Genomic DNA, 21,489 nt, shown 5'->3' on the forward strand with positions numbered 1-21,489 from the left:
TCTATCAGAGTCAGTCCCGCTCGCTTTCCAGGTTCTTCGCTTTCGCGTTTTCCCTTTCCGGCGATTCCGACTCTATCAGAAGTTTTCCACCGGATTTCCCGGCTTCAGATTCCTGGATGAGGAGTCGAGTGTGCCACCTCGGAATTCAATTCCTGGGGCGAGAAAGATTTTAAACCATCTCTGCCCGAACTTGTCCAGTTCGTGGCAACCGTTCAAATCTACCTCCCCACAGCAACCGTGTCAACAGTCTTTGCGGGACGACGAGAGACTAGCAGCTCAGCGGGGTCGTACGCACATCAGGCCGCCGTGGGGAGCGTCGCCGTCTGGTCCGCGGCCTCCACGTCGCCCACCTCGCCAGCTCGGGAGGCCCGGCCGCCCAGGACGTAGACGTAGAGGAGGAAGGCGGCCTCGGCGGCGATGCCGATCGTGATGCGGGCCCAGGTCGGGAGGCCGGACGGGGTGACGAAGCCTTCGATCAGGCCCGAGACGAACAGGACCGCCGCGAGGCCGATGGCCATGCCGAGGGCCGCGCGGCCCTGTTCGGCGAGGGCCGCGCGGCGGGTACGGGGGCCCGGGTCGATGACCGTCCATCCCAGGCGGAGGCCCGTGCCCGCGGCGACGAAGACGGCCGTGAGTTCGAGCAGGCCGTGCGGAAGGATCAGGCCGAGGAAGACGTCGAGCCGGTCGGCGGAGGCCATCAGGCCGATTCCGACGCCCAGGTTGGCCATGTTCAGGAAGAGGATCCAGAGCACCGGGAGCCCCAAGAACGCGCCCAGGACCAGGCACATCGCGGCGGCCTGGGCGTTGTTCGTCCACACCTGGGCCGCGAACGAGGCCGCGGGGTGGCTGGAGTAGTACGTCTCGTACTCGCCGCCCGGCTTCGTCATCTGCTTCAGCTCCGAGGGGGCCGCGATGGCCGCTTGGACCTCGGGATGGGTGGCTATCCACCAGCCCATGAGCACGCCGACGGCCACGGACAGCAGCGCCGTCGGTATCCACCAGCGGCGGCTGCGGTAGACGGCGGCCGGGAAGCCCGCGGTGAAGAAGCGGGCCGCGTCGCGCCAGCCGGCCCGGCGGGCGCCCGTCACCGTGGCGCGGGCGCGGGCGACGAGCTGGGTCAGGCGGCCCGTGAGCATGGGGTCCGGGGCGCTCGACTGGATCAGGGAGAGGTGTGTGGAGGTGCGCTGGTAGAGGGCGACGAGTTCGTCGGCTTCGGCGCCCGTCAGTCGGCGGCCGCGGCCCAGGAGCTGCTCCAGGCGGTCCCATTCCGCCCTGTGGGCCGTCACGAAGACGTCGAGATCCATCCGGTTACCGCTCCCCTGCCCCAGGTCCCCTGCTGCTGCCTACTCGTACTGTGGTCAGCTTGGCAGACTGGGTGCCGATGGGGCGGGGCAGGTCACGTGAAAGGTGTGCTGCGGTGAGCGATCTGGTGACGGGGGACGCGGTCGTCCTGGGTTTGCGGCCGGCGAGGCTGCCGAGCCGGGCACTGGCGTTCGTCCTCGACCTGGTCGTGTACTTCACCGGCTACATGATCATCTCGTTCGGACTGGTACTCGCGACGGCCTCGCTCGACGACGCCGCCCGAGCGGCCGTGACCATAGCGAGCTTCATCCTGGTGCTGGTCGGGGTGCCGATCGCGGTGGAGACGCTGAGCCACGGGCGGTCGCTGGGCAAGCTGGCGTGCGGGCTGCGGGTGGTTCGGGAGGACGGCGGGCCGATCCGGTTCCGGCATGCGCTGGTGCGCGGGGCCATGGGGGTCGTGGAGTTGCTGGCGACCTTCGGGTGCGTGGCCTGTATCGCCTCGCTGGTGTCGGAGCGGGGGCGGCGGCTCGGGGATGTCTTCGGCGGGACGCTGGTGATCCGCGAGCGGGTGCCCGGGGCCCGGGTGATGCCGGTGCCCGCGCCGCCGCCGTGGCTGGCGGGGCGGTTCACCGGGCTCGATCTGTCGGCGGTGCCGGACGGGCTGTGGCTGGCGATACGGCAGTACCTGACGCGGATGAACCAGCTGGACCCGACGGTGGGGGCCTCGATGGCGGCGAAGCTGGCGGATGAGCTGGTGGCCCGTACGGGGGCGCCGGCGCCGGCGGGGGTGCCGGCTGCCGCGTTCCTGATGGCGGTGGTGCACGAGCGGCAGTCGCGGGACGCGGCGCGGGCCTTCGGCGCCGCGGCTGCCCCGGGGGCCGCTTACGCCGCGGCTCCCGCTGCCGCTCCGGTTCCGTACGCCGGGCAGGCCGGGCAGGCCGGGCAGTACGCGCCTTCCATGCCGGTGATGCCTGCTGTTCCGCCCGCCGCCACCGCGGCGGCGCCCGTCGCGCCGGTCGCTCCGGCGCGCGTGGCGCCCGCACAGCCTCCCGCGACCGGGTTCGCGCCGCCTGCCTGAGCTACTCCTCGAAGGCCGTGGGCGGGGTTTCCAGGTGTTCGAGTTCGATGCCGGGGGCCGAGAGGACCACGTCACCGGCGATGTGGACGGTGTGGACCTCCCCGGTGTCCAGGGCGCTGACCTGGTACTCGTCCACCAGGAGCGGGCCGCTGTCCGTGGGGTGTTCCTCGCGCTTGCGCAGGGCCCACGCCTGGTCGACCGTACGGGGGGCGAGGACCGGGTCGGTGAGGGCGACGAGCCGGACCCGGGTGGCGGGGGCGCCGGGGGTCAGGCGCAGCAGGCGGGCCGTCGCGATGAGGAAGGCCGGGGAGGTGCCGGTGAAGCCGGGGGCGTGGACGTTTCCCTCGGTGGCCTCGGTGCCGGTGGGGTCGGTGCGGACCCAGGTGACGCCGTCGATGGCGGCGCCGCGGACCTGCCAGCTCGCGGCGTTGGCCTCCAGGCGGATGGGGCGGCCGAGTTCGTCGATGGCCAGGTCGATCGAGCCGCGGTGGTCGCCGTTCGGGGCGGTGAGCTGGGAGACGTACCGCCAGCCGGAGGGGCCGGGGGCGCAGTGGAAGTGCTCCTCGCCGAGCGGGGTGCGGTCGTGCGGGTCGTGGAGCGAGTAGCGGCCGCGGGGCATTGCGTACGTCCCCAATCAAGGATCAAGGGGGCAAGGGATCACGGGTGTCTTGCCAGCGTATGGGGCAGGCCCCCGGCACGTGTGCCGGGGGCCTGCTCGGTGCTGTGGATCCGCGGGGATCAGTAGCGGTAGTGGTCCGGCTTGTACGGGCCCTCGATCTTGACGCCGATGTAGTCGGCCTGCTCCGGGCGGAGGGTGGTGAGCTTGACGCCGAGGGCGTCGAGGTGGAGACGGGCCACCTTCTCGTCGAGGTTCTTGGGGAGCACGTAGACGTCGGTGGGGTACTCGGCCGGCTTCGTGAAGAGCTCGATCTGGGCCAGGGTCTGGTCCGCGAAGGAGTTCGACATGACGAAGGACGGGTGGCCGGTCGCGTTACCGAGGTTCAGCAGGCGGCCCTCGGAGAGGACGATGAGGACCTTGCCGTCGGGGAACTTCCAGGTGTGGACCTGGGGCTTGACCTCGTCCTTGACGATGCCCTCGATCTTGGCCAGGCCGGCCATGTCGATCTCGTTGTCGAAGTGGCCGATGTTGCCCACGATGGCCTGGTGCTTCATCTTGGCCATGTCGGCGGCCATGATGATGTCCTTGTTGCCGGTGGTCGTGATGAAGATGTCGGCGGTCTCGACGACGTCTTCCAGCGTGGCGACCTGGAATCCGTCCATCGCCGCCTGGAGCGCGCAGATCGGGTCGATCTCGGTGACGATGACGCGCGCGCCCTGGCCGCGCAGCGACTCGGCGCAGCCCTTGCCGACGTCGCCGTAGCCGAAGACGACCGCGACCTTGCCGCCGATGAGGACGTCGGTGGCGCGGTTGATGCCGTCGATGAGGGAGTGGCGGCAGCCGTACTTGTTGTCGAACTTCGACTTGGTGACGGCGTCGTTCACGTTGATCGCCGGGAAGAGCAGGGTGCCCTCGGCCATCATCTCGTAGAGGCGGTGGACGCCGGTGGTGGTCTCCTCGGTCACGCCGCGGATCTCGGACGCGAGCTGCGTCCACTTCTGCGGGGTCTCGCCGAGGGTGCGGTTGAGCAGGGTGAGGATGTGGCCGTACTCCTCGGAGTCCGCCGTGGAGGGGTCCGGGGCGGAGCCGATCTTCTCGAACTCGACGCCCTTGTGGACGAGGAGGGTGGCGTCGCCACCGTCGTCGAGGATCATGTTCGGGCCGCCGGTGGGGGTGTTCGGCCAGGTCAGCGCCTGCTCCGTGCACCACCAGTACTCCTCCAGCGTCTCGCCCTTCCAGGCGAAGACGGGGACGCCCTGCGGGTTCTCCGGGGTGCCGTTCGGGCCGACGGCGATGGCGGCGGCCGCGTGGTCCTGGGTGGAGAAGATGTTGCAGGAGGCCCAGCGGACGTCGGCGCCGAGGGCGACGAGGGTCTCGATGAGGACGGCGGTCTGCACCGTCATGTGCAGGGAGCCGGTGATGCGGGCGCCGGCCAGGGGCTGGGTCGCCGCGTACTCCTTGCGGATCGACATCAGGCCCGGCATCTCGTGCTCGGCCAGGGTGATCTCCTTGCGGCCGAAGGCGGCAAGGGAGAGGTCTGCGACCTTGAAGTCCATGCGTGCTGCTCCTCATGGTTCGAGAGGGTGGGTACGGCTGAGCCGCGCACCGGCCGTGCGTGAGCAGGGCGGTGCACCGAGCACAGTCCGTCGGGGGCCCTCTCTCCCCTCGGCCGGTCACGAGGACCGCCCGACCGCCATCAGCAGCGACGCCTGACACTGGCTCCGAATCTACACCGATCGGCGCAGCCTGCCCCAGTCGAACGGCGACCCTGAGGGACGAAGATCTCCTTACGATGCCAGGCAGTACACCGGAGGGGGCTGGATGGAACACGGGCCGGGGCGCAGGCGCGGGATCGCGGCGGGCGTCCTGCTGCTGCTCGCAGCGGTGTTGTTCGGCGGGGTGCGGGTGGCGATGGCGGTGGATCCGCCGGCCCGTTTCACGGAGGGCCGGCAGGCCGGCTTCACGATGACGCCGACTTACACGGACGGGGAGACCACCTATCTCGTGCCGGTCGGAGGGGGCGGGCCGCGGCGGGGGGACATCGTCCTCGCCTCGGTGCCGTGGTCCCTGGAGAAGACCCAGATGAACCGGGTCGTGGCGGTGGGCGGGGACCGGATCCGGTACTCGATGGGCGGCAAGGAGCACCAGCAGGTGCTGTTCCTCAACGGGAAGCCGCTGGAGGAGCCGTATCTGGAGGGGTGGAAGTACCCGTCCACCGTGGCCTTCGACGTGACGGTGCCGCAGGGTCAGGTGTTCCTGATGGCCGACAACCGGGTCAACTCCGACGGCTCGCAGTTCGCGAACAATGGTCCTGTTCCGGTGAGCGCGGTGGTCGCCAGGGTGGTGGTGTACCCGATGGCGCTGGCGGCGGTGTGGGCCCAGGCGGCGGCCGGGCTACTGCTGCTCGTGGGCGGCGGGCTGGGCGGCGCGGCATGGCGGGCGCGCGGGCGGGCGGTGCGCGCGCGGACCCCGGCGGCTCCGGCGGATCGCGTGGACGTGGCCGCGTAGCCGCGTGGCGCGCGTGGCCGGCGCGGTCGGCGTGGGCCCGTAGCCGCGTAGCAGCGCGGTGGCCGGCGTGGGCCGCGTAGCCCGCCTCGACACCGCGAAGGCCCCCGCGGCTGCGGGGGCCTTCGTGCTGGGCGTACGCGGGTCAGGTCACTTCCCGCCGGCCTCGGCGGCCTCGGCCTTGTAGATGTCCGGCTCCAGGTAGATCACACGGGCAATCGGGACCGCCTCGCGGATGCGGGCCTCGGCGGCGTTGATGGCGTCGGCCACCTCGGTCGCCGTGTCGTCGTACTGGACGGCGATCTTGGCGGCGACCAGCAGCTCCTCGGGGCCCAGGTGCAGCGTGCGCATGTGGATCAGGCGGGTGACGGTGTCCCCGTCGACGACGGCGGCCTTGATCTTCTCGACGTCCTCGGTGCCCGCGGCCTCGCCCAGCAGCAGGGACTTGGTCTCGGCGGCCAGCACGACGGCGATGACGATCAGCAGGACGCCGATGCAGAGGGTGCCGATGCCGTCCCACACGCCGTCACCGGTGGCCAGCGCGATGCCGACGCCGCCGAGGGCGAGCACCAGGCCGACGAGCGCGCCGAAGTCCTCCAGCAGGACCACCGGCAGCTCCGGGGCCTTGGCGCGCTTGATGAACTGGCCCCACGACAGCGAGCCGCGGATCTCGTTCGACTCCTTGATCGCCGTGCGGAAGGAGAAGCCCTCCGCGATGATCGCGAAGACGAGCACGCCGACCGGCCAGTACCAGGCCTCGATGGCGTGCGGCTCCTTGATCTTCTCGATGCCCTCGTAGATGGCGAACATGCCGCCGACGGTGAAGAGCACGATGGAGACGAGGAAGGCGTAGATGTAGCGTTCACGCCCGTACCCGAAGGGGTGTTGGGGCGTCGCCTCGCGCTGGGCCTTCTTGCCGCCCAGCAGCAGCAGTCCCTGGTTTCCCGAGTCCGCCAGCGAGTGGACGCTTTCCGCGAGCATCGACGACGAGCCGCTGAAGATGAATGCCACGAACTTGGCTACAGCGATGGCGAGATTGGCGGCGAGTGCCGCCACGATCGCCCTGGTACCGCCCGACGCGCTCATGGGTGCTCGATGTCCCTTCCTTCGGTACGGCATCCCTGGCCGGGGCGCCGCGCTACGGCCGCACATTGTTGCAGCCGCCGATACGGACGGTACGTCAGACCACCACGGTGGCACGGAAAACTGTGCCGGTTCCGGACAGTTCGGGCTTTTCGGACGCCGGGACGAAGACGGACTCGCCCGGGGAGAGAGTCAGTTCGCCGGCCTTCGGGGAGCCCGCGGTGCACAGAAGGATCTGCGGGGCCCCGGACGGGAGGGTACGGGCGCCCGATCCGGGGGCCAGGACGAAGCGGGAGAGGCGGAATTCGTCGATGGGGGTCTCATACACCTCTTCGCCGTTGCCCTCGGGCCGCAGCACGGCCGGGTCGCCCGGCTCGAACTTCACGATCTTCAGCAGCTCCGGCACGTCCACGTGCTTCGGGGTGAGCCCGGCGCGCAGCACGTTGTCGGAGTTGGCGAGCAGTTCGACGCCGAGGCCGTCGATGTAGGCGTGCGGGATGCCGGCGCCGAGGAACATCGCCTCGCCGGGCTGGAGTTGGACGTGGTTGAGCAGCATGGCCGCGATCACGCCCGGGTCGCCCGGGTAGTCGTGGACGAGTGTGGCGTACGGCTTGTACGGGTCCCCGAGGCGTTCGGCGGCGGCCGCGGCCTCGGTGACCGTACGGGCCATCTCCACGCGGTCCGCGGTCAGTACGGCGGTGAGCATCTCGCGCAGGGCCGCCTCTTCGGGGTGGGCCCGCAGCAGGTCGACGTAGGGCTTGAGCGAGTCGACGCCGAGGCCGGCGAGCAGATCGGCGGCCTCCTGCGGCGGGCGGAATCCGCACAGCCCGTCGAAGGGGGTGAGCGCGCAGATCATCTCGGGCTTGTGGTTGGGGTCCTTGTAGTTGCGGTGGCCCGCGTCGACCGGGATGCCGCGGCGCTCCTCGTCGGCGAAGCCCTCCTTGGCCTGCGCCAGATCGGGGTGGACCTGGAGGGAGAGCGGGGCGCCGGCGGCGAGGAGCTTGAACAGGAAGGGGAGCCGGGGGCCGAACTTGGCGACGCAGGCCCCGCCCAGTTCGCCCTCGGGGTCGGCGGCGATGACGTCCGTCAGGGTGACCTCGCCCGCGCCGCGGTCGATACGGGAGGGGGCTCCGGGGTGGGCGCCCATCCACATCTCGGCCTGGGGCTCACCCGTGGGCTCGACCCCGAGGAGCGCGGGAATCGCGGTGGTGGATCCCCACGCGTAGGGGCGGATCGTGTTCGTCAGGCGGTCCATCGTCGTCTTCCTGGATGAAGGGCCGGGCACGGACGTGCGCTCAGCCGTGTCCCCTGGACGCCAGCGCCAGGTAGGCGGTGGCGAAATCCGTGACGGCGAGAAGTTCGGCGAGCTGTTCCAGCTCGACGCCTTCCTCCGGTTCGAGTTCGCTGATGGCCGTGTCGTGGCTGAGGGCCAGCTCGCGCGCGGCCGGGGCGGCGGTGAGGCCGCCCGTCGGCCGGTCACGCAGCAGGACGATGCGGGCCCGGAGGGCCTGGGGCTCCTCCACCCGGTCACGGAAGAAGTCCTCGGGGTCGGCGCCCGCGGCGAAGGCGCCTGCGAGCAGGACCCCGTGGGCGGGCAGCGCCTCGGGGAGTTCGTGGGCCAGCGCGGGGCGGCCGGCGAGCTCGGCGAGGGTGGCGGCGAAGCGGCGGCCGGCCGGGCCGGCTCCGGCGCCCTCGCTCCAGATGAGCGGGAGGGAGTCGGCGAGCTCGGCGGCGAGGGTCTTGGCCGGGTTGGAGTACGTGGCGATGGCGGGCCCGCAGCGCTCGGCGGTCCGGTCGAGCCGGTCCGCGACGAGCTGGAGGGTGTCCGGGGCGGCGGAGATCAGCCCGAGCTTGTCGAGGAGGACCAGCAGCGGGGTCAGCAGGGCCCACAGGGCACCCGGCCCGGCCGCGGCGGACTCGTCGTACTCCTGGTACGGGGCCCGTGCCATCGGTACGAAGACCCCGTGCGCGCCGTCCACCGCCTCGCTCAGCGGTGACCGCTCGGGCGCGACGGCGACGACGGTGCAGCCGCGCCGGTAGGCCTGCTCGGCGAGGACGGCGAGGCCGGGCTCGGTGCCGTCGGTGGTGGCGATGAGCAGCAGGTCGACGGGGCCGGCCCAGCCGGGCAGCGCCCACCGCAGCGCTCCGGCGGCCTGCGCTACTCCGCTGGGGTGCAGCCGGGTGACCGGGGCGGAGGCTCCGGCGAGCGCGCCGAGCAGGTCGGCGACTCCGCTGGCGGCGGTCCCGGGCCCGGCGATGAGCAGGGCTCGGGGCCTGCCGTCGGGGCGCAGGTCGGCGAGCCCGGCCTCGGTCGCGTGCCGGACGGCGGTGCGCACTCTTGCCCCGGCGTCGGCGGCGCCGCGGAGCAGGCCGCGGCGGTCGGCACGGGCGAGATCGTCCGGTGCGTCGAGGAGCGACTCGTCGAGCATGGCGGCCTCCGGCAGTGTTCGTGACGGACCGAGGAGTGTGGCGGAACCGGTTTCGGCTTCTGGGGCGGGGCCCGGGCGGTGCGGCCGAGGCCTTGCCTCAGGCCGGGCGGCGGGCCTCGTCCACGAGGAGCACGGGGATGCCGTCGCGGACCGGGTAGGCGAGCCCGCAGTCCTGGCCGGTGCAGATCAGCTCGGGAGCCGTCTCGTCGGCCGACTTGTCCTCAAGGGGCGAGTGGCAGGCGGGGCAGGCGAGGATCTCCAGAAGACCGGCTTCGAGCGGCATGGGGCGCTTCCCTTCGAACATGCGGATTGGGCGAGGTCAGCGTACCGCCGGGCGCGGTGCGGTGCGCGGCCCGGCGGCGCCGGTGTCAGGCCCGGACCAGCGCGAGGACCTCGTCGCGGATCTTGGCGAGGGTGGTCTGGTCGCGGGCCTCCACGTTCAGGCGGAGCAGGGGCTCCGTGTTGGAGGCGCGCAGGTTGAACCACCAGTCGGCGGCCGTCACGGTGAGGCCGTCGAGCTCGTCGAGGGTGACTCCGTCGAGGGCGCCGTACTCCGCCTTGACGGCGGCGAGCCGCCCGGCCTGGTCGGCGACGGTCGAGTTGATCTCGCCGGAGCCGGCGTAGCGGTCGTAGGAGGCGACCAGCTCGGAGAGCGGGCCGTCCTGGCCGGCGAGGGCCGCGAGGACGTGGAGCGCGGCGAGCATGCCGGTGTCCGCGTTCCAGAAGTCCTTGAAGTAGTAGTGCGCCGAGTGCTCGCCGCCGAAGATGGCGCCGGACTTGGCCATCTCCTCCTTGATGAAGGAGTGGCCGACGCGGGTGCGGACGGGGGTTCCGCCGTTCTCCCTGACGACCTCCGGGACGGACCAGGAGGTGATCAGGTTGTGGATCACGGTGCCGGTGCCGCCGTTGCGGGCCAGCTCGCGGGCGGCGACGAGCGCGGTGATCGCGGACGGGGAGACGCCCTCACCGCGCTCGTCGACGACGAAGCAGCGGTCGGCGTCGCCGTCGAAGGCGAGTCCGAGGTCGGCGCCCTCGGCCTTCACGCGGGCCTGGAGGTCGACGATGTTCTTCGCGTCGAGGGGGTTGGCCTCGTGGTTCGGGAAGGTCCCGTCGAGCTCGAAGTACATGGGTACGAGGTCCAGCGGGAGGCCCGCGAAGACGGTGGGGACGGTGTGGCCGCCCATGCCGTTGCCCGCGTCGACGACGACCTTGAGCGGGCGGATGGCGGCGAGGTCGACCAGGCCCTTGAGGTGTTCGGCGTAGCCGGTGAGGGTGTCCTGCTCGGTGATGGTGCCGGGGACGGTGCCCGCGGGGACGGCGGGCGCGCCCTCGTCGGTCCACTTCTCGGCGAGCTCGCGGATGGTGGCGAGGCCGGTGTCCTGGCCCACGGGGGCCGCGCCGGCGCGGCAGAGCTTGATGCCGTTGTACTGGGCGGGGTTGTGCGAGGCCGTGAACATGGCTCCGGGCAGGTTCATCGACCCGGAGGCGTAGTACAGCTGGTCCGTGGAGCACAGCCCGATCAGGGTGACGTCCACACCGCGGGCGGCGGCGCCGCGGGCGAAGGCTCCGGACAGGGCGGGCGAGGAGGGGCGCATGTCGTGTCCGACGACGATCGCCGTGGCTCCGGTGACCTCGACGAACGCAGCACCGAACAACTCTGCCAGGGACTCGTCCCACTCGTCCGGGACGACGCCGCGTACGTCGTATGCCTTGACGATGTTCGAAAGATCTGCGGCCACTGCCTGCCCTCCTGAAGGTCCTGTGCGCTGAAGCAAACCTACCGTGCAGGGGGTGCCGTTTTTCGGATGATCGGGTGTCAGGAATCCGGCGAGCGGAGGACGCGCAGGTGTCCGCGACGGGACTGCCCGTTGGCGGGGCCCTTGGCGGTGGGGCCGCCGCCCGGGCCGGCGCCGGCCTCGGCCGCGCGGTCGTGCGGGCGTGCGGCCTCGCGGACGGCGTTGGCCAGGGCTTCCAGGTCGTCACCGCTCGGGCGCGAGGGCGCCGAACCGTCGGACAGGCGTACGACGTCCCAGCCGCGGGGGGCGGTCAGGCGCTCCGAGTGCTCGGCGCACAGGTCATAGCAGTGGGGTTCGGCGTAGGTGGCGAGCGGGCCGAGAACTGCGGTCGAATCGGCGTAGACGTACGTCAGTGTTGCGACGGCAGGGCGGCCGCACGCAGTGCGCGAACAGCGACGTACAAGGCTCACGACGTTGGACGGTACCGCACTCTTGACCGGGCCGCGACGACTCTCCCCCGGGTCACTCCCCCGTGTCGTGGCGTGAACTCGCCCAAGGGGGCCTGAAAGGTGTGGAACCTTGGCCGGATTGATCGGGGTGTGGCAGCGGGCCGTGGCCGGGGCGGGGACGCGGGTGAGGGCTACCCTGCGGGGGTGACGGACAGCCCTCTGCCTCCCAGCCCTGCCGGACCTGCCGGATCCTCTGCGCTTGGGCCTGTTGGGCCGGTTGGGCCTGTTGGCCCGGCCGGTCCTAATGGGCCTGGCGGGCCTGGCGGGCCTGCTGGGCCTGACGGGCCTGCGGGTCCTGGCGGGCCTGCGGGTCCTGGCGGTCCTGCGGGTCCTGGGGGGACGCCGCGTGAGCCGTGGCCGCGGCGGCGGGACCGGCACGGGCGGGGGATGCGCGGGCCGCTGGCGCCGCCTCAGGTGCCGCTGTCGGCCAGCCGGGCGGAGCTCTTCGGGGACCTCGTACGGGATTCGGTGGAGCGGCTGGAGCGGCGCTGGCCGCAGCTGGCCGAGGTGGAGTTCGTGGTCGCGGACGTCCCTGGGCCGCCGGGCGGCCCGGACGGCGGCTGGAACGACGAGGCGGTGCCGCTGGGCGGGCTGGTGGAGGCGCGGGACGGGCGGCCGGCCCGGATCGTGGTCTTCCGGCGGCCGGTGGAGATCCGGACCAAGACGCGGGACGAGAAGGCGCTGCTCGTGCACGAGATCGTGGTGGAGCAGGTGGCGGAGCTGCTGGGGCTCTCCCCGGAGACTGTGGACCCGCGGTACGGGCAGGACTGAGCCGGGTGGCTCCGCCGGGTGGCTCCGCGGGTGGGATGTGCCGCTGCGCGGAGCCTCTCCCCGCCCCGCCCTTTCTCCGTTCCCCGGGCTCCGCCCGGACCCGGTCCTCAAACGCCGGACGGGCTGAAGCTCCCTGGGGCTCCGCCCCAGACCCCGCGCCTCAAACGCCGGCGAGGCTATTTTTAGCGCTGGCCCCCGGGAACGGCGCCGCAGCCGGACTCGCCCGGGGCCGAACCGCGGTGGGTCAGCGGGTGGGGATGGAGAGGTCCTGGACGGCCTTCGGGACCAGGACTGTGGAGTGGTCGTCCGACAGGGGCTGGACCGTGAACATCGGAACGCCCTCATGCGGGAGCGTCAGGGTGCGCGCGGCATACACCGGGCCGCCGGAGAGGGTTTCTACGGTCAGGGCGTACGGGCCCTTGCCGCCCGACGGGGCCGGGGGCGGGGACACCGCGAGGGTGGTGCCCGCCTTGACCTCGAACTCCTTGACCTCCGGCTCGCCGCCCTCGGTGCCCGGCGAAGCCGTGACGCGGACCTTCGCGTCGGCCTTGCCCGGTGCGGTGAGTGAGAGCACCGTGACGTTCTCGCCGGGCCGGTTGTCCGCGACGGTGGCCCGCGCGCCCACCGGGCCGGTCGCCGGGACGAAGCCCAGCTCCTGTTTGGCTCCGCTGCCGCGGACCACCCGTACCGCGGCGACCACCGGTACGGCCTTCTTCTCGTCCGCGGGGGCCAGCAGCAGCGACCCCGCCTCGCCGCGGGTCACGTCCTTGAGGTCGACGCTCGCGGTCATGCCCGCCTTGACGTGCAGCTGCTCGTTGCCCGCCGGGCTGATCGAGCCGCCCGGGCCGGCCAGCCGGAGCGTCAGGTCGGCGTCCTCCTCGCCGGGTGCGAACGCGACCAGCTTCACGGAGGTGGCGTCCGCCGGGATCCCGGGGAGCACCAGGGAGCCCGCCGGGTCGGCCGAGGCGGGCAGCCAGTCGGCGCCGACCCCCTCCTCGGCGACCTGCACCGAGGCGCCGACCCGCCCCGAACGGGTCGTCACATGGGCGGTGATGTCATCGAGCTGGGTCTCGGGGGCGAGCGTGGACAGCAGCACCTTCTGGCTCGACCTGGGGGCGATGGTGATGCTCTTGTCGCGGCCCGGCTCGGTCTTGACCGGGCCCTCCGGGCCGAAGAGCTTCACGTCGACCTCGGCCGCGGTGTCGTCCGGGTTGGTGAGGTGTACGTAGTCCTCGCGCCCCTTGGCAGTGCTCGCGGCGGGGAACCAGAAGTCGGTGCCGGGCACGGTGCAGCCGACGCCGAGCACACCGCGCGCGCGGCCGACCGACACCTTGGTGGTCTGCTGGACGGTCCAGCCCGGGGCGAGGGAGCCCTCGGCGATGCCCGTCAGCGCGGGCGCCTCGGACCCGGAGGAGGCGGCCCCGACGGGCTTGCCCGGCTCCTTGGGCTCCAGTACCACCTTGGCGTCCTTGGTCGCGCCCAGCAGCCGGGCCGCGCCCTTGCCGGCGTCCGCGCCCTTGCCGGGGGTGAAGGACGTGTACGCGGTCTCGGCGATGTCCGAGGCGCTGGGCGCCGGGCACACCAGCACGGACCGCTCCACCGGCATCCGGGCCGCCGCGGACTTCTTGCCCTCGGCGGCCGGGGCGCCGGGCGCGGTGAGGGCGGCGATGCCGGTGACCGCGGCCAGCGCGGCGGCGACGGCCGCCAGCGTCATGGGTGCACGCTGCTGCTTCACTGCTGGGGGCTCCCGTCCGGACGCGGGTCGTGCTGTCCGTAGGTGTCGTACGGCGCGTACGGCTCGTACGGGTGGGGGTGCTGCGGGTCCGGAACCGGCTGCTGCTGCTGTGGCTGGTCGTAGCCCTGCTGGGGGTACTGGTACGGCTCGTACTGCTGCTGTTCGTATTCCTGCTGGGGCTGGGGCTGCGGCTGGGAGCCGTCCTGCCGGCCGTACGCGTAGCCCTCGTCCCCGTACGCCTGGTACGCGTACGCGTCGTCCCCGTACACCGGCTGCGCCGGGATCTCCGCGTACGGGTCCGCGGCGGCGGCGTCCTCCGCGGGCGTGGGTGCGGCCGGGGCCGCGGCTTCCGCCTCCGCGCGGAGCCGGCGGGCGCGGCGGCCCTCGCCGGGCTCGCCCGGGCCGGGCTGCGCCGGGATCGCGGCCTCCTCCTCGGGGAGGTCGTCGTCGAGCCGGGTCCGGCGGCCGGGCAGGGCCATGACCAGCAGCACCAGCGCGAGCAGGCCCTGCGTCCAGTGCCAGGCGGTCCGGGTGAAGGAGTCCTCGTGGACGAGGTCGAGGCGGCCGCCGGCGGCGGGCAGTTCGAAGCCCTGTGCCCAGCCGTCGACCGTCTTCGGCTTGAGCGGCTTGCCGTCGAGCGTGGCCTGCCAGCCGGAGTCGGCGCGGTCCGCGATGCGCAGTACGCGACCTGCCTCGCCCGCCTCGATCTTGGTGTGGGCCTCTACGGGGCCGGAGGCGACCGGGATCGGGGCCTGGCCTTCCTTGCCGGAGAGGATCACGGCGCGCGGCAGCGGCGGGTCGACAGCCCACAGGGCGGTGCCGTCGGGCTGGTGGCGGCGGGTCAGGCCCGGGGTGGCGTCGAGGGTGCGGCGCACCTGCTCCTGGGCGCCCGCGCGGATCATGACGTAGCGGATGGCGAAGCCGCCGAGCTGGCTGGACTGGTCGGCTCCGGAGCCCGAGACCAGGCTGGAGACGGCCTTGTCGAGGCGGGAGTCGCTGCCGGCCTCGGCCGCGAGTTCGGCGTCGCCGAGGTGCACGCCGGAGCCGCGGACCAGGGTGTAGGAGACGCCGGCGGGCGAGTCGCCGCCGAGGATCAGGGTGCGGTTCTGGTTGCGGTCGCCGCTCTCCTCGGCGACGAACGCCGGGACCTGGACGGGGTCGCGCCGCTCCAGCGGGCCGGCGGCGCCGCTGAGCATCCAGCCGGCCGCGCCGAGCAGCGGGCCCGCGGCGGCGGCGAGGGCGATGAGCGCGGCCAGCGGCTGGCGCCAGCCGAAGCTGCTCGCGGCGACCCGCTCCTTGGCGCCGTCCGCGCCGAGCACCGCGGCGGCCAGCAGGGCCAGGCCGTAGACGAGGGTGGCGGGGCCGGCCCAGGTGGTGCGGTTGACGAGGACGGCGAGGAGCAGCGCGGCCAGGGCGGCGGCCCAGGCGGTGCGGACGGCGAACTGCCGCTCTGCCCGCATCAGGGCGGCCAGGGCGGCGAGCACGATGCCGATGAGCAGTACGCCGCCGGCCGCCTTGGGGCCGCCGGGGCTGAGGCCGAGGAGGTCCAGGGCTCCGGCGGAGCCGGCTCCGTAGGGCAGGCCCGCCTCGTGCAGGAAGCGGCCGGGGTGCGTGAGCAGGCCCAGGGACCAGGGGGCGAGCACGAGGAGCGGTACGGCGAGGGTGGCGAGCAGCCGGGGGCCGTACGTCTTCCACTGCGCGCGGCGCAGGACGAGCGCGGCGGCCCCGAGGGCGGCGGCCAGCGGCCACACGACGGGGGTGAAGGTGGTGGCCAGGGTCAGCAGCAGGGTGTACGTCCACACCGCGCGCCAGCTGCCCTTGCCGCCCTCGGCGTCGCCGAAGGCGAAGGCGGCGACGGCGGCGCGGGCGATGAGCGGCAGCAGTACGGCGAGGACGGCCGTGCCGAGGCGGCCTCCGGCGAGGGCTCCGGTGACGGCGGGCAGGAAGGCGTAGGCGATGGCGGCCCAGGCGCGCAGCAGCCGGGATTCCACGAGCGGCCGGGAGGCGAAGTAGGCGGCGAGCCCGGCGAGCGGGACCGAGCAGACGAGCAGCAGGGTCAGCGCGGCCTGGGTGGAGCCGAACAGCAGGGTGGAGATGGCGCCGAGGACGGCGAGGTAGGGCGGTGCGCCGACGGTGGAGCCGGTGCCGACGGCCTGCCAGTCGCCGGTGTAGCCGCGCCAGAGGTCGAGTCCGCTGCCGGGGGCGGGCAGCAGGGCGCCGCCCATCAGGGTGCCGCCGGCGAGCAGGGGGCGGCAGGCGACGACGGAGACCAGCAGGAGGAGGGCGAAGAGGACGGGCGCGGGCTTGCGGGCGATCCGCTTGAGGCGCGCGAACTGCTCGATGTCCAGGTAGTCGGCGTCGTCGCCGCCGGGGCCGGATTCGACGGCTCCGCCGTGCCGGCCGGCGGTGGTGTCGGTGTCGCGGTCGCCGCCGAAGTAGCCGGCGAGCTGTTCGACGTTGGCGCGGAAGGTGGCTCCGGGGGGCGGGAACAGCGGGCGCAGTTCCTTGCCGGGGACGGCGGGGCGGCCTCGTCTGCGTCTCGCGCCGAGGATCCGGCCCGGGCGGAGCAGGGTGGCGAGGAGGCCGGTGATCTCGTCGACGGCCTGGCCGGGGGCCTTGCCGATGAGGTAGCCGAGGGCCCGCAGCACGGTGCCGACGAGGACGCGCAGCAGGACGTACGGGAGTGCGCGGCCGGGGCTGTTGGCCAGCATCGTGTAGACGGCGCCGGCCTTGTCGACGCGGTGCGGGCTGGCGGTGCCGCGGCCGGCGCAGTCGACGGTGCGGCGTTCGCGGGCGGAGGCCTCGGCGTGCCGCATCACGGCGTCGGGGGCGACGAGGACTACGTGGCCGGCGCTCTGGGCCCGCCAGCAGAGGTCGACGTCGTCGCGCATGAGCGGGAGGCGGCGGTCGAAGCCGCCGAGGGCGTCGTAGACGTCGCGGCGCACCAGCATGCCGGCGGTGGAGACGGAGAGGACCGGCCGGATCTGGTCGTGCTGGCCCTGGTCCTGTTCACGGCGGTCGAGGCCGGTCCAGCGACGGCCGCTGCGGGCGATGGTCACACCGGCTTCGAGGAGCTGCTTCTTGTCGTACCAGCCGCGCAGCTTGGGGCCGATGACGGCGGCGTCGGGGTTCTCGTCGGCGACGCGCAGCAGTTCGGTGAGGGCGTCCGGCTCGGGGGCGCAGTCGTCGTGGAGCAGCCAGAGCCACTGGACGGGTTCACCGTGGGGGAGTTCGGGGAGGTCGTACGCGTCGTCGCGCCAGGTGCGGCTGACGGGGTCCCAGCCGCTGGGGCGCTTGAGGTACGGGAGGTCCTCGGGGGTCAGGGTGCCCGCGGTGCGGGTGGCCTCGTCGACGGCGGCACCGAATCCGGTGCGGCGGGCGAGGTGCAGGACGCGGTCGGGGCCGAGGGCCTCGGTGAGCAGCCGCGCGGAGTCGTCGGCGCTGCCGGTGTCGGCGGCGACGTGGCTCTGCGCGGGGCGTTCCTGACCGAGGAGGCCGGCGAGCGTGTGGGGCAGCCAGCGGGCGCCGTCGTGCGCGACGATGACCGCGGTGACGACGTGCCGGGGGAACTCGGGTGTGGCGGCAGCCTGGTAGGAGGCCGTCGACTGGCTGTGCAGGGACATCGCGCTACTGGCCCTCCGGCCTGGGGGGGCTCCCCGACGAAGTCCGGGGAGGGGGTCCGGGGGTGGTGTGCCCTCGGAGGCTGCTGGACAGCGCCCCACACTAACGGCTGGGAACACAGCGGTCCGCCTCCTGCGGGGAAGGTGCGGGAGGCGGACCGTTTGCTCTGATCGGTTGCGATGCTGCTGACGTGCGTTGCAGTGCGGCTGACCTGGGTTGCGGTGCGGGCTGCGGTATGCCGTCGGCGCCGGACAAACGGCGCTCGGCCCGTCTCAGACCGCGGCCTTTTTCAGCCGGCGGCGCTCGCGCTCGGACAGACCGCCCCAGATGCCGAAGCGCTCGTCGTTGGCGAGGGCGTACTCAAGGCATTCGGAGCGGACTTCGCAGGCGAGGCAGACCTTCTTGGCCTCGCGGGTGGAGCCGCCCTTCTCGGGAAAGAAGGACTCGGGGTCGGTCTGGGCGCACAGAGCGCGCTCCTGCCATCCGAGCTCTTCGTCCGCTTCCTCGACCAGCAGTTCCTGAAACAGCTCGGTCATGTGCGCCCCTCGCTCTGTCTGTGCGTCCCCGTGGTGTTGTCGTTACTGATCGCTACGTAACGACACGAGTGAAATTACAAGTGGGCCGCTCCAGCGCAGTCAAGCCGAGATCTGCTATTGGGCCCCTTATTCACTCTGCGGAACCAAGGCTATACAGAAAGTGTTCATATCGCCAAAAATCGTGACACATGCCACTGGTGCCCCACTGTGCCCCGCCTTCACCCGCAATCGACGTATCACTCTCTGGTGTGGTTGCGATTCGGCCGGAGAAGCGGCGCAGATCACATTCCGGTCACGAGATGGCGAGGCGGGTTTGGGCGGGGCGCTGTGCGACTTGGAGCGCCACATCCCCTTACGTGCCATGCACAAACCTTTCTCCGTGCACAGCAACCGGATCAGATGAAACTTTTCCCTCAAACCGGACATTGAGTTGACAGTCCGGCCCTTAAGCCGGTCTCCTTGTCCCCATGTCAGTGACCGCAGCCGCCACCCGGACCCCCATTCGTGGGTTCCTGTGCGCTGCCCAGGTTCGCTGTTGCTGTTGCAGCTGTTGATGCCTTCGGAGCTTCGGCTCCCCTGAGCTCCGGCCACCCCCACAGCGACCGCCAGCACCACTGACATCCGTCGAGGACTCCCCCACGATGAACAGCACCCCGATGAGCGTCGAGAGCGACCTCCAGATCGCCGGCGACATCCTCTCCGTCCAGCACCTCCTCCAGCCCGCCCGCGAGCACCCGGCCACCGTCGCCGAGTTCGCCGGCCTCGCCCGCTCCATCGCCGAGGACCGCGAGAGCTGGCAGCACCTGGTCCGGTACGACGCCACCACCCGCTGGTACCACCGGCTGCGCACCGGCCCCGGCTACGAGGTCTGGCTGCTCAGCTGGGTCCCCGGCCAGGGCAGCGGCCTGCACGACCACGGCGACGCCTCCGGCGTGTTCACCGTCCTGGAAGGCGAGCTCACCGAGCGCAGCGCGCGCGGCCCGCTCGCCCTCGGCGCCGGCTCCCAGCGGGTCTTCGCCCCCGGCTACGCCCACGAGGTCGTCAACGACACCCTCGACGGCGCGGTCAGCCTGCACGTCTACTTCCCCGGCCTGACCGAGATGCCGATGCACAACTGCTCCCCGGCCCGGCCGGAGACCCTCTCCGTCTGATCGTCGGGCGCCTGACAGACTGCGCTGCATGCGCATTGTTGTTCTGGCCGGCGGTATCGGCGGCGCCCGTTTCCTCCGCGGACTCAAGTCGGCGGTCCCCGAGGCGGACATCACGGTCATCGGCAACACCGGTGACGACATTCACCTGTTCGGGCTGAAGGTGTGCCCCGATCTGGACACGGTGATGTACACCCTCGGCGGTGGCATCAACGAGGACCAGGGCTGGGGCCGCACCGACGAGTCCTTCACCGTCAAGGAGGAGCTCGCGGCATACGGGGTCGGACCCACGTGGTTCGGCCTCGGCGACCGCGACTTCGCCACCCACATCGTCCGTACGCAGATGCTCGGCGCGGGCTACCCGCTGAGCGCCGTCACCGAGGCGCTCTGCGACCGCTGGCAGCCCGGGGTGCGGCTGCTGCCCATGTCCGACGACCGGGTCGAGACCCATGTCGCGATCACCGAGGCCGGCTCCGGAGAGCGCAAGGTCATCCACTTCCAGGAGTACTGGGTCCGGATGCGCGCCGCGGTGGACGCCGAAGCCGTCGTCCCCGTGGGCGCCGAGCAGGCCAAGCCCGCGCCGGGCGTACTGGAGGCCATCGCGGCCGCCGATGTGATCGTCTTCCCGCCGTCCAACCCGGTGGTCTCGGTGGGGACGATCCTCGCCGTGCCCGGCATCCGGGAGGCCGTGGCCGCCGCCGAGGCGCCGGTGGTCGGCCTCTCCCCCATCGTCGGGGGCGCTCCGGTGCGCGGGATGGCGGACAAGGTGCTGGCCGCGGTGGGCGTCGAGTCCACCGCCGCGGCGGTCGCCCTGCACTACGGGACCGAGCTGCTGGACGCCTGGCTGGTGGACACCGCCGACGCGGACGCGGTCGCCGAGGTGGAGGCGGCCGGGATCACCTGCCGCGCGGTGCCGCTGATGATGACCGACCTGGCCTCCACCGCGGAGATGGCCCGGGCGGCGCTGGAACTGGCGGAGGCCTCGCGGTGACGGTTCCCTCGTCTGCCTCGTCTGCCTCGTCTGCCTCGTCTGCCTCGGCTCCCTCCTCTGCCTCCTCTGCGTCGTCTCTCTCGGCTCCCTCGTCTCCCTCGGCTCCCTCGTACGAGGTGCGCGCCGTCGCCGGGATGCCGGAGGTCCGGCCCGGCGACGACCTGGCGCGGCTGATCGCGGACGCGGCGCCCGATCTGCGGGACGGGGACGTCCTGCTGGTCACGTCGAAGATCGTCTCGAAGGCCGAGGGCCGGATCATGGCGGCCGATTCGCGCGAGGCCGCGATAGACGCCGAGACGGTACGGGTGGTCGCGCGCCGGGGTCCCCTGCGGATCGTGGAGAACCGGCAGGGGCTGGTCATGGCGGCGGCGGGGGTCGACGCGTCGAACACCGCCCCCGGGACGGTGCTGTTGCTGCCCGAGGACCCGGACGCCTCGGCCCGCGCCATCCGCGAGGGGCTGCGGGCGGCGCTCTCGGTGGACGTGGGCGTGGTCGTGACGGACACCTTCGGGCGGCCGTGGCGTACCGGGCTCACGGATGTCGCGATCGGCGCCGCCGGGGTACGGGTCCTGGACGACCTGCGGGGCGGCACGGACGCGCACGGCAACCCGCTGAGCGCGACGGTGGTGGCGACGGCCGATGAGCTGGCCGCGGCCGGGGACCTGGTCAAGGGCAAGGCGGCCGGGCTGCCGGTGGCGGTGGTGCGGGGGCTGGCCCACGTACTGGGCGAGGAGTCCTCGGCGCGGGACCTTGTCCGCTCGCCGGCCGACGACATGTTCCGGCTGGGCACCTCGGAGGCGGTACGGGAGGCCGTGGCGCAGCGGCGTACGGTGCGGGCCTTCACGGCGGAGCCGGTGGACCCGGGCGCGGTGCGGCGCGCGGTGGCGGCGGCGGTGACCGCCCCGGCTCCGCACCACACCACGCCGTGGCGGTTCGTCCTGCTGGAGTCTGCGTCGGCGCGGCTGGAACTGCTGGACGCGATGCGGGACGCGTGGGTCGACGACCTGCGGCGGGACGGCAAGTCGGAGGAGTCCATCGCGAAGCGGGTCCGCCGCGGGGACGTTCTGCGGGCCGCCCCGTACCTCGTCGTCCCCTGCCTGGTGATGGACGGCGCGCACGACTACGGGCACGCGCGGCGGGACACGGCGGAGCGGGAGATGTTCGTGGTCGCGATGGGCGCGGGCGTGCAGAACTTCCTGGTCGCGCTGGCCGGGGAGCGGCTGGGGTCGGCGTGGGTGTCGTCGACGATGTTCTGCCGGGACGTGGTGCGCAAGGTACTGGGCCTGCCGGAGGACTGGGACCCGATGGGAGCGGTCGCGGTGGGCCACCCGGCCGAGCCCCCGCGGGAGCGGGCGGGACGAGCGGCGGAGGACTTCATCGAGGTCCGGTAGGTCCGGTAGGTCCGGTGGGTCCGGTAGGTCCGGTA

General features: G+C 72.6%; 17 protein-coding genes and 1 pseudogene. 6 read left to right on the forward strand and 12 right to left on the reverse strand.

Translation table 11 applies throughout. The features are described 5' to 3' along the window. Window positions 1–296: 296 nt before the first annotated feature. Entirely contained in the window at window positions 297–1,304 is a 1,008-nt protein-coding gene (locus tag J7I97_RS31835) for a stage II sporulation protein M (RefSeq protein WP_214941997.1), read from the reverse strand. A 113-nt stretch (window positions 1,305–1,417) separates the two neighbouring features. Here J7I97_RS31835 and J7I97_RS31840 point away from each other — a divergent pair, with 113 nt between their 5' ends. After that, the gene (locus tag J7I97_RS31840; RefSeq protein WP_214942000.1) at window positions 1,418–2,380 is read left to right on the forward strand and encodes an RDD family protein; all 963 of its coding nucleotides are present in this window, start codon (window positions 1,418–1,420) and stop codon (window positions 2,378–2,380) included. 1 nt (window position 2,381) lies between these two features. Here the strand turns inward: J7I97_RS31840 and J7I97_RS31845 are convergent, their stop codons facing one another. Both J7I97_RS31845 and ahcY read right to left on the reverse strand, forming a co-directional pair. Further along, a complete protein-coding gene (locus tag J7I97_RS31845) occupies window positions 2,382–2,999 on the reverse strand; it encodes a hypothetical protein (protein ID WP_214942003.1) in 618 nt (205 codons plus the stop codon). Between the two features lie 119 nt (window positions 3,000–3,118). Beyond that, on the reverse strand, window positions 3,119–4,555 hold the full coding sequence (ahcY, locus tag J7I97_RS31850) for an adenosylhomocysteinase (RefSeq protein ID WP_214942006.1): 1,437 nt from the start codon (window positions 4,553–4,555) through the stop codon (window positions 3,119–3,121). A gap of 265 nt (window positions 4,556–4,820) precedes the next feature. On the opposite strand from ahcY, the gene lepB reads away from it, so the two are divergent. Next, the gene (lepB, locus tag J7I97_RS31855; protein ID WP_214942009.1) at window positions 4,821–5,507 is read left to right on the forward strand and encodes a signal peptidase I; all 687 of its coding nucleotides are present in this window, start codon (window positions 4,821–4,823) and stop codon (window positions 5,505–5,507) included. Between the two features lie 147 nt (window positions 5,508–5,654). On the opposite strand, the gene J7I97_RS31860 is transcribed toward lepB, so the two are convergent. From J7I97_RS31860 to J7I97_RS31885, 6 genes are all read right to left on the reverse strand, one after another. Then, window positions 5,655–6,590: a cation diffusion facilitator family transporter gene (locus J7I97_RS31860; RefSeq protein WP_214942012.1), complete on the reverse strand. Its 936-nt coding sequence runs from the start codon at window positions 6,588–6,590 to the stop codon at window positions 5,655–5,657. Window positions 6,591–6,684: 94 nt separating this feature from the next. Then, window positions 6,685–7,842, reverse strand: a complete 1,158-nt coding sequence (manA, locus tag J7I97_RS31865) for a mannose-6-phosphate isomerase, class I (RefSeq protein ID WP_214942015.1) — start codon at window positions 7,840–7,842, stop codon at window positions 6,685–6,687. Between the two features lie 40 nt (window positions 7,843–7,882). Beyond that, window positions 7,883–9,016 (reverse strand): SIS domain-containing protein, encoded by a 1,134-nt coding sequence (locus J7I97_RS31870; RefSeq protein WP_214942018.1) that lies wholly within the window; start codon window positions 9,014–9,016, stop codon window positions 7,883–7,885. 97 nt (window positions 9,017–9,113) lie between these two features. After that, window positions 9,114–9,299 (reverse strand): Trm112 family protein, encoded by a 186-nt coding sequence (locus J7I97_RS31875; protein WP_037797711.1) that lies wholly within the window; start codon window positions 9,297–9,299, stop codon window positions 9,114–9,116. 85 nt (window positions 9,300–9,384) lie between these two features. Continuing rightward, window positions 9,385–10,755, reverse strand: coding sequence for a phosphomannomutase/phosphoglucomutase (locus J7I97_RS31880; protein WP_214942021.1), 1,371 nt, complete (start codon window positions 10,753–10,755; stop codon window positions 9,385–9,387). A gap of 77 nt (window positions 10,756–10,832) precedes the next feature. Beyond that, the gene (locus tag J7I97_RS31885) at window positions 10,833–11,222 is read right to left on the reverse strand and encodes a DUF3499 domain-containing protein (protein ID WP_214942024.1); all 390 of its coding nucleotides are present in this window, start codon (window positions 11,220–11,222) and stop codon (window positions 10,833–10,835) included. Window positions 11,223–11,648: 426 nt separating this feature from the next. On the opposite strand from J7I97_RS31885, the gene J7I97_RS31890 reads away from it, so the two are divergent. Continuing rightward, window positions 11,649–12,032, forward strand: a complete 384-nt coding sequence (locus J7I97_RS31890; RefSeq protein ID WP_214942027.1) for a metallopeptidase family protein — start codon at window positions 11,649–11,651, stop codon at window positions 12,030–12,032. Window positions 12,033–12,276: 244 nt separating this feature from the next. Here the strand turns inward: J7I97_RS31890 and J7I97_RS31895 are convergent, their stop codons facing one another. From J7I97_RS31895 to J7I97_RS31905, 3 genes are all read right to left on the reverse strand, one after another. Further along, the gene (locus tag J7I97_RS31895) at window positions 12,277–13,746 is read right to left on the reverse strand and encodes a DUF5719 family protein (protein WP_214942030.1); all 1,470 of its coding nucleotides are present in this window, start codon (window positions 13,744–13,746) and stop codon (window positions 12,277–12,279) included. Window positions 13,747–13,763: 17 nt separating this feature from the next. Further along, window positions 13,764–17,390, reverse strand: a complete 3,627-nt coding sequence (locus J7I97_RS31900; RefSeq protein ID WP_214942033.1) for a glycosyltransferase family 2 protein — start codon at window positions 17,388–17,390, stop codon at window positions 13,764–13,766. A 270-nt stretch (window positions 17,391–17,660) separates the two neighbouring features. Next, complete coding sequence (locus J7I97_RS31905) at window positions 17,661–17,924, reverse strand: WhiB family transcriptional regulator (RefSeq protein WP_003983763.1); 264 nt, start codon at window positions 17,922–17,924, stop codon at window positions 17,661–17,663. 656 nt (window positions 17,925–18,580) lie between these two features. Between J7I97_RS31905 and J7I97_RS31910 the strand changes: the two genes are divergently transcribed. From J7I97_RS31910 to J7I97_RS31920, 3 genes and pseudogenes are all read left to right on the forward strand, one after another. Next, window positions 18,581–19,075: a cysteine dioxygenase family protein gene (locus tag J7I97_RS31910; protein WP_214942107.1), complete on the forward strand. Its 495-nt coding sequence runs from the start codon at window positions 18,581–18,583 to the stop codon at window positions 19,073–19,075. A gap of 28 nt (window positions 19,076–19,103) precedes the next feature. Next, entirely contained in the window at window positions 19,104–20,063 is a 960-nt protein-coding gene (gene cofD / locus J7I97_RS31915; protein WP_214942035.1) for a 2-phospho-L-lactate transferase, read from the forward strand. A 104-nt stretch (window positions 20,064–20,167) separates the two neighbouring features. Continuing rightward, window positions 20,168–21,454 (forward strand): annotated as a pseudogene (locus J7I97_RS31920) (coenzyme F420-0:L-glutamate ligase); the annotation flags it as partial. Window positions 21,455–21,489: the final 35 nt, after the last annotated feature.

Origin of the sequence: Streptomyces sp. ISL-87, assembly GCF_018614095.1 — a bacterium.
GTDB lineage: Bacteria > Actinomycetota > Actinomycetes > Streptomycetales > Streptomycetaceae > Streptomyces.